This window comes from Kribbella lupini, assembly GCF_039529595.1.
GTDB lineage: Bacteria > Actinomycetota > Actinomycetes > Propionibacteriales > Kribbellaceae > Kribbella > Kribbella lupini.
Genome location: NZ_BAAANC010000001.1, coordinates 2,082,556 through 2,097,419, shown reverse-complemented (window position 1 = coordinate 2,097,419; position 14,864 = coordinate 2,082,556). Strand labels below are relative to the sequence as shown.

Annotated in this window: 12 protein-coding genes; 9 read left to right on the top strand and 3 right to left on the bottom strand. The window is 70.0% G+C overall.

Annotated elements, in window-relative coordinates:
• Nucleotides 1-55: 55 nt before the first annotated feature.
• Nucleotides 56-1,942, bottom strand: a complete 1,887-nt coding sequence (locus tag ABD235_RS09620; RefSeq protein ID WP_344173699.1) for an ABC transporter ATP-binding protein — start codon at nucleotides 1,940-1,942, stop codon at nucleotides 56-58.
• A 184-nt stretch (nucleotides 1,943-2,126) separates the two neighbouring features.
• Between ABD235_RS09620 and ABD235_RS09615 the strand changes: the two genes are divergently transcribed.
• From ABD235_RS09615 to ABD235_RS09590, 6 genes are all read left to right on the top strand, one after another.
• Nucleotides 2,127-2,888, top strand: coding sequence for a TetR/AcrR family transcriptional regulator C-terminal domain-containing protein (locus tag ABD235_RS09615; RefSeq protein ID WP_344172167.1), 762 nt, complete (start codon nucleotides 2,127-2,129; stop codon nucleotides 2,886-2,888).
• A 30-nt stretch (nucleotides 2,889-2,918) separates the two neighbouring features.
• Nucleotides 2,919-3,521, top strand: coding sequence for a TetR/AcrR family transcriptional regulator (locus tag ABD235_RS09610; protein ID WP_344172165.1), 603 nt, complete (start codon nucleotides 2,919-2,921; stop codon nucleotides 3,519-3,521).
• Nucleotides 3,521-5,254 carry an ABC transporter ATP-binding protein gene (locus ABD235_RS09605; RefSeq protein WP_344172163.1) on the top strand — a complete coding sequence of 578 codons (1,734 nt, stop codon included), beginning with the start codon at nucleotides 3,521-3,523 and terminating at the stop codon, nucleotides 5,252-5,254. The genes ABD235_RS09610 and ABD235_RS09605 overlap by 1 nt, the downstream gene beginning before the upstream one ends.
• A 76-nt stretch (nucleotides 5,255-5,330) precedes the next feature.
• Nucleotides 5,331-7,424, top strand: coding sequence for an ABC transporter ATP-binding protein (locus ABD235_RS09600; protein WP_344172161.1), 2,094 nt, complete (start codon nucleotides 5,331-5,333; stop codon nucleotides 7,422-7,424).
• A gap of 93 nt (nucleotides 7,425-7,517) precedes the next feature.
• Complete coding sequence (locus tag ABD235_RS09595) at nucleotides 7,518-8,870, top strand: hypothetical protein (RefSeq protein WP_344172159.1); 1,353 nt, start codon at nucleotides 7,518-7,520, stop codon at nucleotides 8,868-8,870.
• Nucleotides 8,842-9,786: a nucleoside hydrolase gene (locus tag ABD235_RS09590; protein ID WP_344172157.1), complete on the top strand. Its 945-nt coding sequence runs from the start codon at nucleotides 8,842-8,844 to the stop codon at nucleotides 9,784-9,786. Before ABD235_RS09595 ends, ABD235_RS09590 begins: the two co-directional genes overlap by 29 nt.
• 9 nt (nucleotides 9,787-9,795) lie before the next feature.
• Here ABD235_RS09590 and ABD235_RS09585 read toward each other — a convergent pair whose 3' ends face one another.
• Nucleotides 9,796-10,806, bottom strand: coding sequence for a zinc-dependent alcohol dehydrogenase family protein (locus ABD235_RS09585; protein ID WP_344172155.1), 1,011 nt, complete (start codon nucleotides 10,804-10,806; stop codon nucleotides 9,796-9,798).
• Between the two features lie 63 nt (nucleotides 10,807-10,869).
• Between ABD235_RS09585 and ABD235_RS09580 the strand changes: the two genes are divergently transcribed.
• Nucleotides 10,870-11,253: an ArsR/SmtB family transcription factor gene (locus tag ABD235_RS09580; RefSeq protein WP_344172153.1), complete on the top strand. Its 384-nt coding sequence runs from the start codon at nucleotides 10,870-10,872 to the stop codon at nucleotides 11,251-11,253.
• Here ABD235_RS09580 and ABD235_RS09575 read toward each other — a convergent pair.
• On the bottom strand, nucleotides 11,181-11,945 hold the full coding sequence (locus ABD235_RS09575; protein WP_344172151.1) for a hypothetical protein: 765 nt from the start codon (nucleotides 11,943-11,945) through the stop codon (nucleotides 11,181-11,183). The two genes, ABD235_RS09580 and ABD235_RS09575, sit on opposite strands and share 73 nt — an antisense overlap.
• Before the next feature lie 173 nt (nucleotides 11,946-12,118).
• Between ABD235_RS09575 and ABD235_RS09570 the strand changes: the two genes are divergently transcribed.
• A complete protein-coding gene (locus ABD235_RS09570) occupies nucleotides 12,119-14,173 on the top strand; it encodes a sensor histidine kinase (protein ID WP_344172149.1) in 2,055 nt (684 codons plus the stop codon).
• Nucleotides 14,166-14,813: a response regulator transcription factor gene (locus ABD235_RS09565; RefSeq protein ID WP_344172147.1), complete on the top strand. Its 648-nt coding sequence runs from the start codon at nucleotides 14,166-14,168 to the stop codon at nucleotides 14,811-14,813. Before ABD235_RS09570 ends, ABD235_RS09565 begins: the two co-directional genes overlap by 8 nt.
• Nucleotides 14,814-14,864: the final 51 nt, after the last annotated feature.

Here is a 14,864-nt window from a genome sequence, read left to right as displayed (position 1 = left end):
CTGCTACCAACCCCGTACCTTCCTCGAGCTACACCCCGGCCGATCCCCACCTGCCCTACGACGCCCCGACCACCACCACCTCGTCCTCGGCCGGCGGCTGGTCGAATTGCGTCCGGTACAGCTCCTCGTAGCGCCCACCCTGGGCCAGGAGTTCCGTGTGCGTCCCGCGCTCGACCACGACCCCGGCCTCGATCACGAGGATCAGGTCGGCCGCGCGGATCGTCGACAACCGGTGCGCGATCACCACTGCGGTCCGCCCGGCCAGTGCCTCGGCCAGCGCCGCCTGAACGGCGGCCTCCGACGTCGAGTCCAGCGCGGCCGTCGCCTCGTCGAGGATCACGACCCGCGGCTGCGCGAGCAGCAGGCGAGCGATCGTCAACCGCTGCCGCTCACCGCCCGACAGCCGGTATCCGCGCTCGCCGACCACGGTGTCCAGCTGGTCCGGCATCGACTGGATCAGGTCCTTGAGCCGGGCCCTCGTCAACGCGTCCCACAGATCCTCCTCGGAGGCCTCGGGCCGCGCGAGCAGCAGGTTCTCCCGGATCGAGTCGTGGAACAGGTGCCCGTCCTGGGTCACCATCCCGAGCGTCTCCCGTAACGACTCCGCCGTCACGTCCCGTACGTCGGCGCCCGCGAGCCGGACCGCGCCGGAGTCCACGTCGTACAGCCGGGGGATCAGTTGCGCGATCGTCGACTTGCCGGCTCCCGACGTACCGACCAGGGCAACCATCTGGCCGGGCTCGGCCCGGAAGGTGATGCCGTGCAGCACCTCCTCACCGCCGCGGGTGTCCAGCTTGGCGACCTCTTCGAGCGAGGCCAGCGACACCCTGTCGGCCGACGGGTAGGCGAACCGTACGTCGTCGAACTCGACCGCGACCGGACCCTCGGGCACCCGCCCGGCGTCGGGCTTGTCCTGGATCAGCGGCTTCAGGTCGAGCACCTCGAAGACCCGCTCGAAGCTGACCAGCGCCGTCATCACCTCGAGCCGCGCGCTCGCGAGCGCGGTCAGCGGTGCGTACAGCCGGGTCAGCAGCAGGGCCATCGAGACCACGGCACCCGCGTCGAGCTGGTCGCGCAGCGCGTAGAACCCGCCGAGCCCGTAGACGACGGCCAGCGCGAGCGCGGAGACCAGGGTCAGCGCGGTGACGAAGACCCACTGCACCATCGCGGTCCGGACACCGATGTCGCGGACCTGACGGGCCCGGTCGGCGAACTCCTTCGACTCGCGCACCGGCCGGCCGAACAGCTTCACCAGGGTCGCGCCCGGCGCCGAGAACCGCTCGGTCATCTGGGTGCTCATGGTCGCGTTGTAGTTGGCCGCTTCCCGCTCCAGCGAGGCCAGCTTGGCGCCCATCCGCCGGGCCGGGACCACGAAGACCGGCAGCAGGATCAGCGCCAGCAGCGTGATCTGCCACGACACGTTGAGCATCACCACGAGGGTGAGGACCAGCATCACCAGGTTGCTCACGACGCCGGACAGGGTGTCGCTGAAGGCCCGCTGGGCGCCGATCACGTCGTTGTTCAGCCGGGAGACCAGCGCGCCGGTCCGGGTCCGCGTGAAGAACGCGATCGGCATCTTCTGGATGTGGTCGAAGACCGCGGTCCGCAGGTCGAGGATCAGTCCTTCACCGATCCGCGCCGACAGCCAGCGGGTGAACAGGCTGATGCCGGCCTCGGCGATTGCGATCACCGCGATCAGCACGGCCAGCCACACGACCGTGCCAACGGCCTTGCCGTTGACGATCGCGTCGACGACCCGGCCGGCCAGAACCGGTGTCGCGACGGCCAGTACGGCGGCCGCCGTACTGAGCACGAGGAACGCGATCAGCAGCCGGCGGTGCGGACGCGCGAAGGCGAGGATCCGCTTCAGCGTCGCCTTGGAGAAGGGACGTTTCTCTTCCTGCGCGTTCATCGCGTGGTACAGCGAGTTCCACGCGGTCATTTCCATGCTCACGGCGGTGCTCCGGAGTCGCTCGGTTGGCCAGGGTGTGCCGATGGTCCCGCAGGCCACCGACACTTTCCGACGACGCTAAGACCTCGACTTAACTAGAGGTCAAGAGCCGGCTTACTGGGTACGCTGTACGGGGTAGTCGCTGGAGTCTAGCCAGTCGGAGAGAATCGCGCACATGAATTCCGAGTACAGCGGTGCCGGCGATCCCGCGAAGAGCCTCGAGCTGCTGTGGGGGCTGCAGTCCAAGCCCACCCGCGGGCCGAAGCCGGCGCTCACTGTCGACCAGGTGTGCGCGGCCGCCGTACGGATCGCGGACTCCGAAAACCTGAGCGCGCTGTCGATGCGCCGGGTCGCCGACGAGCTCGGCGTCGGCGCCATGACGCTGTACCGGTACGTCCCCGGCAAGGCCGAGCTGCTCGACGTGATGCTGGACAGCGTGTACGGCGAGTTCCCACGCCGGCCGGTCGACGGCGACTGGCGGGCCAAGCTCCAGGAGGTCGCGCTGGAGAACCGCGAGCTCTACCTGCGGCACCCGTGGCTCCTGTACGTCGCGAGCAGCCGGCCGCCGTTGGGCCCCGGTCTGATGGCGAAGTACGAGTACGAGCTGGAAGCGGTCGAGGGGATCGGACTGACCGACGTCGAGATGGACGCCGCGATCGCGCTGGTGAACGGGTACGTGCACGGCGCCGTACGTAGTGCGGTCGACGCCAAGCAGGTGATCCAGTCGTCCGGCATCACCGACAAGGAGTGGTGGCTGGCGCACGCGCCGCTGCTGGAGAAGATCGGCGACGCGCAGAAGTTCCCGCTGGCCAGCCGGGTCGGTACGACGGTCGGCGAGGAGTTCGACGCGCCGTACGACTCCGATTTCCTGTTCTCGTTCGGGCTGGACCGGGTGCTGGACGGCATCGCCGCTCTGCTGTCGGCAAAACAGTTGTGAGTGAGTACTCACTCAGTTAGTCTCGGCCGGGTGAGTCCACGAGCGACCCCGATGCCGCCCGACGAGCGCCGTGCCGCGATCGTCGCCGCCGTGCTGCCCCTGCTGGAGGAGTACGGCACCGACGTCAGCACCCGGCAGATCGCCGAGGCGGCCGGCGTGGCCGAAGGCACCATCTTCCGCGCCTTCGGGAGCAAGGACGCGTTGATCGACGCCGCGATCGGGTCGGCCTTCGAGTCCGGGCCGCTGATCGAGGCGCTCCACCAGATCGACCCGGCGCTGCCGTTGCGGGAGCGGCTGATCGCCGCGGTCGAAGTGAGTCAGTCGCGGCTGCGCAGCGTGTTCCGGCTGCTGCTGACGATGCGGATGCACCGGCCGCCGGACTGGAAGAGCGACCCCGCCGAAGAGAAGCGCCGCAAGGCGGAGGCGGAGGCGGCCAGTGCCGTCTTCGTCGACCTGATCAGGCCCGACGCCGAGGCGCTGCGGTTCTCACCCGAGGACGTGGCGCACCGGATCCGGATGGTCACCTTCTCCGCCACCCACCCAATGATTTCGGACGGTCGGCCGATGACCGCCGAGGAGATCGTCGACTTCGCGCTCGACGGTGTCCGCCTTCACCACCTTGGGGATGTCTGATGCTACTTCGCCTGTTGCGCACGCACCTGCGTCCGTACGCCGGCAACCTGTCCCTGGTGGTCGTCCTGCAGTTCGTCGGGACGATCGCCTCCCTCTACCTGCCCAGCCTGAACGCCGACATCATCGACAACGGCGTGGCCACCGGAGACACCGGCTACATCGTGCGGACCGGTGGCTGGATGCTCGGGGTCAGCCTGGTGCAGATCGTCTGCACGATCTTCGCCGTGTACTTCGGGGCCAAGACCGCGGCGCTGTTCGGACGCGACGTCCGGGCCGCGGTGTTCCACCAGGTCGGCAGCTTCTCCGCGCGCGAGGTGAACCAGTTCGGCGCGCCGACGCTGATCTCGCGCAGCACCAACGACGTCACCCAGGTCCAGATGCTCGTGGTGATGTCGACCACGATGCTGGTCGCCGCGCCGATCACCATGGTCGGTGGAATCGTTGCCGCGGTCCGCGAGGACGTCGGGCTGTCCTGGCTGGTCGCGGTCGCCGTACCGCTGCTGGCCGCCTCGATCGGCCTGATCGCCAGCCGGATGGTGCCGCAGTTCCGCAAGATGCAGGTCAACATCGACGGCGTGAACCGGGTCCTGCGCGAGCAGATCACCGGCATCCGCGTGGTCCGGGCCTTCGTCCGCGAGCCGCACGAGACCGCGCGGTTCGGCGAGGCCAACGCCAACGTGACCGACACCGCGATCCGGGCCGGCCGGCTGATGGCGCTGGTCTTCCCGGTCGTGATGCTGATCCTGAACGCGTCCACCGTGGCGGTGCTGTGGTTCGGCGCCTCCCGGGTGGAGAGCGGCGCGATGCAGGTCGGTCAGCTGACCGCCTTCATCAGCTACCTGATCCAGATCCTGTTCTCGGTGATGATGGCGACCTTCGTGATGATCATGGTGCCGCGGGCCTCGGTCTGCGCCGACCGGATCACCGAGGTGCTGAACACCGACTCCTCGGTCGTTCCTCCGGTCACCCCGATCGGCGCGTTCACCGGACAGGGCGAGCTGGTCTTCGAGAACGCCGGGTTCCAGTACCCGGGCGCGGCGGAGCCGGTCCTGCGGGACGTGAGCTTCTCGGCGGCCCCCGGGCAGACGACGGCGATCATCGGCAGTACCGGCGCCGGCAAGACGACGCTGCTGTCGCTGGTGCCGCGGCTGTTCGACGCCACCGACGGCCGGGTGCTGGTCGACGGCGTCGACGTCCGGGAGATCGACCCGGAGCAGCTGTGGAGACGGATCGGGCTCGTCCCGCAGCGGCCGTACCTGTTCTCCGGCACGGTCGCGAGCAACCTGCGGTACGGCAATCCCGAGGCGACCGACGAGGAGCTCTGGCACGCGCTGGAGATTGCCCAGGGCAAGGACTTCGTCGAGGCGATGCCGGAGCAGCTGAACGCGCCGATCGCCCAGGGCGGCACCAACGTCTCCGGCGGTCAGCGGCAACGCCTGGCGATCGCCAGGGCCTTGGTGCGCAAACCGGAGATCTACCTGTTCGACGACTCGTTCTCGGCGCTCGACCTGGCCACCGACGCCCGATTGCGGGCGGCGCTGGCGCCGGTCACCGCCGACGCGTGCGTGGTGATCGTCGCCCAGCGGGTGTCCACGATCATCGGCGCCGACCAGATCATCGTGCTCGAGGACGGCGCGATCGTCGGCAAGGGCCGGCACGAGGAACTGCTCGACACCTGTCCGACGTACGTCGAGATCGTCGAGTCCCAGCGGTCGGCGGAGGAGGCAGCATGAGTGAGCGAAGCGAGCGAACAGAAAACACAGCCGACCTCTCGCTCATGCCGGAACCGAGCGCAAGCGAGGTGGAGGCATGAGCGAGCAGACTTCGACTGCTTCTGACGAGACCACCGAGGGCGCGCCCGTGACGGTGAAGGCGACCGAGCGGCCGACGACCGGGCGTGGGTTCGGGCCTCCGGGAGGCATCCCGGGGGACAAGTCGATGAACTTCGGACCGTCGGCCAAGCGCCTGCTGCGCCGCCTGCGGCCGCACCGGGTCCACGTGTTCGGCGTGATCCTGCTGGCGATCGCCAGTGTCGGGCTGTCCGTGCTCGGGCCGAAGATGCTCGGCCGGGCCACCGACATCATCTTCGCCGGCGCGATCGGCAAGCCGCTGCCCAAGGACCTGACGAAGGAACAGGTGATCGAGGGGCTGCGGGCCAAGGGCGACAACCGGATGGCCGACCTGCTCGGCGGGATCGACCTGGTCCCGGGCGTCGGCATCGACTTCGATGCCCTGCGCACCGTGCTGCTGGTCGTGCTCGGCCTGTACGTCGGCGCGTTCCTGCTGTCCTGGATGCAGGGCTACATCCTGAACGGCGTGGTTCAGCGGACCGTCTTCGAGCTGCGCTCCGAGGTCGAGGACAAGCTCAACCGGCTGCCGCTCAGCTACTTCGACGGCGCGCCGCGCGGTGAGCTGCTCAGCCGGGTCACCAACGACATCGACAACGTGTCGACCAGCCTGCAGCAGACGCTGAGCCAGCTGCTCACGTCGCTGCTGACGGTGATCGGCGTGGTCACGCTGATGTTCGTGGTCTCGCCGTTGCTGGCGCTGATCGCGCTGGTGACGATCCCGATCTCGATGATCCTGACCGCGGTGATCGCGAAGCGCTCGCAGGCCCGGTTCGTCGCCCAGTGGCGGCACACCGGCGCGCTGAACGCGCAGATCGAGGAGGCCTTCACCGGCCACGAGCTGGTCAAGGTGTTCGGCCGGCAGAAGGAGATCGAGGCGAGCTTCGCGACCAAGAACGAGGAGCTGTACCAGGCCTCGTTCGGGGCACAGTTCATCTCCGGGCTGATCATGCCGTCGATGATGTTCATCGGGAACGTCAACTACGTGGTGATCGCCGTGATCGGTGGTCTGCGGGTGGCGTCGGGCACGATGTCGCTGGGCGACGTCCAGGCGTTCATCCAGTACTCGCGGCAGTTCACCCAGCCGCTCACCCAGGTCGCCTCGATGGCGAACCTGCTGCAGTCCGGAGTCGCCTCGGCCGAGCGGGTCTTCGAGGTCCTGGACGCCGAGGAGCAGGTGCCGGAGGACGCGACGCCGGAGCAGGTGACCGACGCGCACGGGCGGGTCGAGTTCGAGCACGTGTCGTTCTCGTACAAGCCCGACGAACCGCTGATCAGCGACCTGTCGCTGGTCGCCGAACCCGGGATGACGGTCGCGATCGTCGGCCCGACCGGCGCCGGCAAGACCACGCTGGTGAACCTGATCATGCGGTTCTACGAGCTCAACGGCGGCCGGATCACGCTCGACGGCGTCGACATCACCGAACTGACCCGGCACGACCTGCGGTCCCGGATCGGGATGGTGCTGCAGGACACCTGGCTGTTCGGCGGAACGATCCGCGACAACATCCTGTACGGCAACCTGAACGCCACCGAGGAGGACATGCTGGCCGCGGCCAAGGCGACGTACGTCGACCGCTTCGTCCACAGCCTCCCCGACGGCTACGACACGGTGATCGACGAGGAAGGCAGCAACGTCAGCGCCGGTGAGAAGCAGTTGCTCACCATCGCCCGGGCGTTCCTGGCCGACCCGCAGCTGCTGATCCTCGACGAGGCCACCAGCTCGGTCGACACCCGCACCGAGGTCCTGGTCCAGCGCGCGATGGCAGCCCTGCGGTCCGATCGCACCAGCTTCGTGATCGCCCACCGCCTGTCCACCATCCGCGACGCCGACCTGATCCTGGTGATGGAGAACGGCTCCATCGTCGAGCAGGGCACCCACACGGAGCTCCTGGTCGCCGACGGCGCCTACGCCCGCCTCTACAACGCCCAGTTCACCGCGGCCGTGGTCGACCACGACGAGGCCGGTGCCCCGGCTCCCACGCCGGTCCCGCCCGTCCCCACCACAGCCCAACTCCTCGCCGACGACGAGGACGAGTCGGCCTTCACGCCGTAAGCACCAGCAGGCGCCGCCCACTCGGGCGGCGCCTGCTCGTGCTCCTGTGGATAACTCCCGACGCCTCGCCGCCGGATGTGAAGTACTTGGTCCATGACCACGAAGGAGCCGGATCTCGCCCACCGGCAAGGCATTGCGGCCGCCCGGCGGGTAGGCGCCAGGCTCGGCCTCACCGACGGCTGCGACTACCAGACCCTGTACGACGCCTACCGGGTCACTTACGCGTACCAGGCGCCGCTGACCGTCCGGATCGCCGACGACATGCTGGCCGACCTGCGGGCGGACGCCAACGGCTCGGGGACCGACCGGGTGGTTGCGCTCGGCCGTGACGGGCACAGCCTCTCGCTCGCGCTGCGCGGTCTCCTGCCGGACTTTCATCGGCGGCACGTCTCGGACGTGGTGGTGTCGCGCGCGCTGGCCGAGAACGCTCTGCAGGATCTCGAGAGCCAGGGCGGCCACTTCCCGCTGGTTCGTGCCTATCGGCGCGTGGCGCCTCGGGTGGACCCCGCCGACACTGTCGCCGGTTTCCGGGTACTCACCGAGTATCTGCGGTCCCGCGGAGTGCCGGTCGGCGTGCCAGGCAGTGGCGTGACGGTGCTCGACACGAGTTTCAAGGGGACCGTGCAGGAGCTTCTTGCGGCCGTCTACCCGGAAACGACGTTCCAGGGCCGGTACGCGTTTCTCGCCGAGCTGCCGGACGACCCGCACCCGGGGAGCAAGCGGGGATACGAGGTGCACCTGCGGGCCGGGGAGACCCGGCAGGGACGGCCGTTCTACGAGTTGCCGGCCGACGAGTCGAGGACGTTCGCGCACGTGCTGGGGATCAACGCGGTCGAGGAGTTGCTGGACGGCCCGAGGACGAGTCCGGTCAAGATCGGCCGCCACGGCCCTGTGCAGACCGCCCAACGGAAGCGGCCGGACCTGCTGCTGGGATTGAGCAGAGGACGAATCTCCACGCGGCTCCGGTCGTTGCCGGTACGGGAGGGCGTGAAGGTCGTGAACCTCTGGGCGGTCTCGGACCGCGCTCGGAACGCCGCGACGGTGCGCGAGTCGGGTGGAGACCACCGAGCAGGTCTGGAAGCCGACGTCCACCGATTCCGCTCCGAGCTCCGGGCCTGGATCAGTGGAGGCAGCACCGACCCGGGGCTTCGGGAGATGCTGGACGCCTTCGTGCACCGGTCCGACTTCCGGCACGCCGAGCAGCTCGGCCGGGCGCTCGATCGGGCCCGCTGGCCGGAGCAGAGGACGGCCGCGATCTGGGCCGGGTACGACCACTGCGCGAGCGACGACGACAAGCGGGTGTTCGTACAGAATGTCCTGAACGGGATCCAGACAGGTGGAGGTACGGATGGGCGAGGGCCGCGACGGGGAACGGGATCCGAGCCAGGACGAGGATCCGATCCAGGAGTGGCTCGCGATGGTGGGGACGGACGAGATCCTGTTTGAGGGCGAGAAAGGCTTCGACGACTCGATCGGTGGGCCGCCACCTTCGCTCGGGCCGCATCCGGTCGCCTTCGCGCCGATGATCGTCGACACGGACGCGGGCGGGGACCCGGACGACTCGGTGGCGATTGTCGCGGCGGCCCGGAGTGTGCCGGAGTTGGGGTTGGTGCTGACCAGCGACGAGTACGGCGGGGAGCGGGCGCGGTTCGTGCGGCACCTGCTGGATCTGGCGGGGCGGCCGGAGGTGCCGGTGGTGGCTGGGGCGGAACTGCAGGACGACCCGTTGTACTTCGTGGACGGGTTGTTTCCGCAGGACGTGCCGAAGCAGAGTGACGATCTGGCCGGAGCGGTGGAGGCGGTGTGTGGCTCGACGCCGGGACCGGTGCGGTGGGTGGGGATGGGCCCGTTGTCGAACCTCGCCGCGTTGCAGGAGGCGCGGCCGGAGCTGGTCGCGAAGATGGTGGTCACGCAGATGGGCGGCGCGGTCAACTACCGCGATCCGTCCCGGGCCGAGCACAACTTCCGGATGGATCCGGCAGCGGTGCATCGGATGCTGCCGGCGCTGGAACTGTCGGTGCCGACGTTCGTGGTGTCGGAGGTGACGTTCAACCCGGCGATGGAGCTCGGGCGCGGGTCGGCGATCTACCAGAAGTGGGCGGCGCCGGGCAGCCCGCCGTGGGCCTCGGTCCTGCGGGCGCACCTCGACCGGTGGATGGACAGGTACCCGGCCTCGATGCAGCACGATTCCCTGACGCTCGCCGCCGCGACGTTCTGGCCTGGGGTCCGCTTCGTTCGGGAACGGGTGGCGGTCGACTCGGCCGCGCGGATGAAGGTCGATGCCGAGGGCATCGAGATCGCGCTGTCGATCAGCGCCGACTACGCGTCCTTCATGGAATGGCTGGAAGCCCGGGTCACCTGACGCGGGGCTTCAGCGGGGAACGGTGAGGACGTACTTGCCCACGTGGGTGTGGTCCTCCAACCGGGCGTGGGCTTCGGCGGCCTGGTCGAGGGGGAAGGTCGCGGCGATCACGGGCCGGAAGGCGCCGGTGCGGAGGCCGGCGGTGATGAAGGCTTCGGCTCGGGACAGGCGGATCGGGTTCCGGCTGGTTTCGTGCATGGTGAACGAGCGGACGTTCAGCGCCGGGAGGCCGAGGTCGACGCCGGGGTACGGGGTGGGTTCGCCGCTGAGGGCGCCGTACACGAGGAGCGTGCCTTCGGGGGAGACCAGGCGGGCCAGGTGGGTGATGCCGGGGCCGGCTACGGCGTCGAGGACCATGCGGACGCCTTGGCCGTTGGTGAGGGTGGCGACTCGGTCGGGGACGTTCTCGGTGTCGGTGACGATCACGTGGGTGGCGCCGTGAGCCTCCAGCGCGGCGGCTTTGGTCGCCGTACGGGTGAGGGCGATCGTGCGGACACCGAGGTGGTTGGCGACCTGGATGAGGGCCAGGCCGACGCTGCTGGACGCGGCGTTGAGCAGGATGGTGTCGCCGGGGTGGATGTCGCCGACCTCGACCAGGGCGCCGTACGCCGTGAGGAAGGCCATCCAAGTCGCCGCACCGGTGATCGCGTCGACGGTATCGGGGCGGCGGACCACTGCGGCGGCGGGGACGATCGCGCGGTCGGCGTAGACCGGGTAGTCGTTCTGGGAGAACGCCGGTACGACGCTGACGGCGTCGCCCGGGCGCACCCCCGCGACGCCCGGGCCGACGAGCTCGATCTCGCCTGCCGCCTCGGAGCCGAGGCCGGCGGGGAAACGCCGGACCGGCTCGATGTAGTGCCCGCTGCGGAACAGCGCCTCGGCGCGGTTGATGCCGATGGCATCGATCCGGACGCGCACCTCGCCCGGGCCGGGCGCGCCGACCGGATGCCGCCGCACCTGCAGCACTTCCGGGCCGCCGAGCTCGTGGAACCGTACGACTGTCGCCTGTTCGCTCGTCACCCGATCAGTGAAGCGGCAAGTTTGATGGCTGTCAAACTATGATGACTGTCGTACTATGGAGCGGTGAACGACGCTCGGATCCCACCGCACCCGGAACTCGCGGACATCTCGCTGCAGCAGGTGCTGGAGGCGCTGGTCGACCCGGTGCGCCGCAGCATCCTGACCCAGCTGGCGGCCGCGGACGACGACATCAAGTGCGGCGGGTTCGATCTCGCCGTGAGTACGTCGACCGCGACCCACCACTTCAAGGTGCTGCGCGAGGCAGGTCTGATCCGTCAGTACTACGTCGGTACGTCGCGGCTCAACACGTTGCGGCGCGACGAGGTGGACCGCGTGTTCCCCGGACTGATCGAGTCGATCGTGGCCGCGGAGGGTCAGCGTGGCGCTGCCTCCTTGGCGACGACCAGGTCCGGCCGGAGCGCCAAGAGAACCCCGAGCGTCGCGTAGCCGATCAGCAGGTGGCCGCCGCCGACCCAGCGGGCCGCTGCGTCGCCGAAGACGACGGTGGCGGGGATCGTCACGAAGACCCAGCTCTCGGCGACCAGCGGCCACCAGCGCAGCAGGCCGCGCCAGCGGCCGGCGATCGCGAGCTTGATGCCGATGACCATCATGCCGATCATCGAGAGCGGCCAGCAGATGTCGAGCACCATCAGCCAGGTGGCGTCCTGAAGACTCGTCGGGAGGACGCCGTGCAGCAGTGACCACAAGGCGGCGATCCCGAGGATGACCGCCTCCACCTTGAGCATCAGGACAGCGGCGCGGGTGAGGCCGGTCGCGCGAGTGCGGAACTGGACGGTGAGCAGGCAGAACAGTCCGAGCTGGAACGCGAGCCCGGTGAGGTCGCCGATCCGTTCCGGCGTGCCCTCGGTGACGGTCGAGAACGCGAAGATGCTCGCGCACCAGGTCAGCGTCCCCGCGGTCAGTCCGAGCCCGAGCCGCCGGATCTGCCGTACGCCGAACGCCGGCCGGCCCGCGTCCGCGCCCAGGTCGGCCCCGACCGCCCGGCCGCCCGCGTCGACTCCCGCCCAACTGGCGGCGCCGACCCCCGCCCTGCCGCCGACACTCGATTCGTCGCCTTGGGCTCCCGTCGTACCGGCTGCGCCGTGCGCCGTACCGGTGCGGGCTGGTGTTTCGGTCATGGTGGTTCCTTCCTCCCCTGGGGCACGCTGCGCACCCCCTTCGCCCACTCTGCGGCGGCTCTCGCCCCGAATGGCAGGGACGCCGGTCCTCGCGAAGATCCCGCGGTTGTCCCGTCCACACCCGGGACAACTGACCCGCGACGGCGGGACACCGGTTGGGTGACAATGCAACGGTGACCGAGGTGGGGGAGTCGCGACGGGTGGGCGGGCTGACGGCCGGCCTGTGCGCGCTCGCGCTGATCCTGGCTGTCGCCACGGTCGTCCTCGACGTCGCCAACCACGGCAGGGTTCCGCCGGAGGCCGAGCTCGACGTCGGCTGGTCCGCTGTGCTGTCCGGCCTCGCACAGACCCTGCCCGGTCTCCTGCTGCTCCGTCGGCTCCCGCGCCATCCCGTCGCGTGGGTCCTGACGCTCAACGGGCTGCTCTGGATCATCGACGGCTTCGCGTCCAGCTGGGCGGCGTACGCGATCTACATCTCGCCGCAGCTGCCGGGCGCCTCAGCGGCGTACTGGTTCTACTCGCGCTTCGGCGCCGTGCTGCTGCTCGGTCTGCCGCTGCTGATCCTGCTGTTCCCCGACGGCCGGCTGGTGCAGGCGCGGCTGTGGCGTCGACTGTCGATCGCAAGCCTCGGCCTGACCGCTCTGCTGCCGCTCCTGCTCGTGGTGGTCCCGATCGACGTGATGATCCGGTACCACGGCGCGGCGCTCCCGCCGGAAGTCACCCGGCTCACCCTCGACCCGTTCAGCATCGGCCTTCCGTACGCCGTGTGGGAGCCGGTGCTGCGCTTCGCGTACGCCGCGGTCCTGGTCAGCCTCGTGGTCCCGTTCGCGGTCACCGTGCACCGCTACCGCGCCGCCGAGGCCGAACGGCGGGCGCAGATCCGCTGGCTGATGTGGGCTGCGCTGGTCGACATGTTCGTGTTGCTGATCCCGCTGGAGAACCCGCCGGCCGTCCCCGCGATCCTCTTCGGCCTCGCGATCGCGCTGACCTCGGCCGCCGTCGTGGGCGCCGTCACCAAGCATCGCCTGTACGCCATCGACCAGTTGCTCCCGGCAACCTTCCTGTACGGCGTCCTGGCGCTGCTGGTGGTCGGTGTGGACCTGGCGGTGTTCGCCGTCGCGGGCGGCGTGCTGGGGGAGCGGGACGCCGCGCTGGCCGCGATCGCCGTCGTCGCTGTTGTCTACGCGCCGCTGCGCAGCCGGCTGTGGCGCGCCGTACGGCGACTGGTCCGTGGCTCGCGGGACGATCCGTACGCGACTGTGGCGACGTTGGCCGAACGGCTGGAGTCCGCGGCCGATCCGGACGAGCAGCTGCGAGCCGTGGCGCGAACGCTCGCCGAGGCGTTCCGGCTGCCGTACGTGCGGGTCGAGATCGGGCAGCGCGCGGTCGTCGAGCACGGCCAGGAGACCGGGCCGACGATCGCGCTTCCGGTCGGGTACCGCGGTGAGCAGGTCGGGCGGTTGGTGCTCTGTCCCGGCGACGGCAGCAGGTTGTCCGAGCGCGATCAACGGCTGCTCGGCGACCTGGCGCGCCAGGCGGCGGCCGCGGCCCGGGCGAGCGAGCTGAGCTCGGAGCTCCAGCGCGGGCGGAGCCGGCTGGTCGCCGCGCGGGAGGAAGAACGGCGACGGATCCGGCGGGACCTGCACGACAGCCTCGGGCCGACGCTCGGGGCGGTCGCTCTGAGGATCGAGACGGCGCGGAACCTAGCTCGCTCGGCGCCGGACGATGCCGACCGGATGCTTGACCAGGCCACGGCCGACGTGGCAGCGGTGCTGGCCGACGTACGGCAGTTGGTGCACGACCTCCGACCTCCGGCGCTCGACGAGCTCGGCCTCGTCCGTGCCATTGAGCAGCAGGCGGAGAGGTTCCGGCTCGCCGGGCTGCGGGTTCATGTCGACGCTCCGCCGCTGGGATCGTTGCCCGCCGGAGTCGAGGTTGCGGCGTACCGGATCGCGTCGGAGGCGCTGACCAACGTGGCACGGCACGCGGCCGCGTCGCGGTGCGACATCCGGCTGCGGGTCGGGGCAGGCCCGGTGCTGGAGCTGTCGGTCACCGACGACGGGATCGGCATCGACGAGGAGGTCAGCGCTGGAGTGGGGATGCTGTCGTTGCGCGAGCGCGCCGCCGAGCTCGGTGGGGTGTGCAGCGTGACCTCTCCGGTCGGCGGCGGGACAGTCGTCGAGGTGAAGCTGCCGTTGGACGCCGTACCGGAGGTGCTGCATGTCTGAGTCGGTCCGCGTGATGCTCGTCGACGACCACCCTGTGTACCGCGACGGGCTGGCCGCCCTGCTCGGATCGCTGCCCGGCGTCGAGGTCGCCGGTACGGCGGGCGACGGGCTCGAGGCCGTCGAGCGGGCCCGTGAGCTGCAGCCGGACGTGGTGGTGATGGACGTCCAGATGCCGCGCCTGGACGGGATCGAGGCGACCCGGCGGATCACCGCCGACAGCCCGCACGTCGGTGTCGTCGTGCTGACGATGGCCGAGGAGGACCAGACGCTGTTCGCGGCGATGCGGGCCGGTGCGCGTGGCTACCTGCTCAAGGGCGCGAACCAGGGCGAGATCCTGCGCGCGATCACGGCGGTCGCGCAGGGCGAGGCGATCTTCGGACCGGCGGTCGCCCGCCGGGTCGCGGAGTTCTTCGCCGGGACGCCGGTCCCGGCGGCGACCGACCCGTTCCCGCAGCTGACCGTCCGCGAACGGGAGATCCTCGCGCTGGTTGCGGCCGGCCGGTCGAACCCGCAGATCGCCGCCGAGCTGTACCTGTCCCCGAAGACCGTGCGCAACAACGTGTCGAACATCTTCGCCAAGCTGCACGTCGCCGACCGCGCGGAAGCGATCATCCATGCCCGCACGGCCGGGCTGGGCTGACGGGGTCAGCCCAGCGCGAGCCGGCGGACCGGCCCGGTCGGCCCCGGGCGA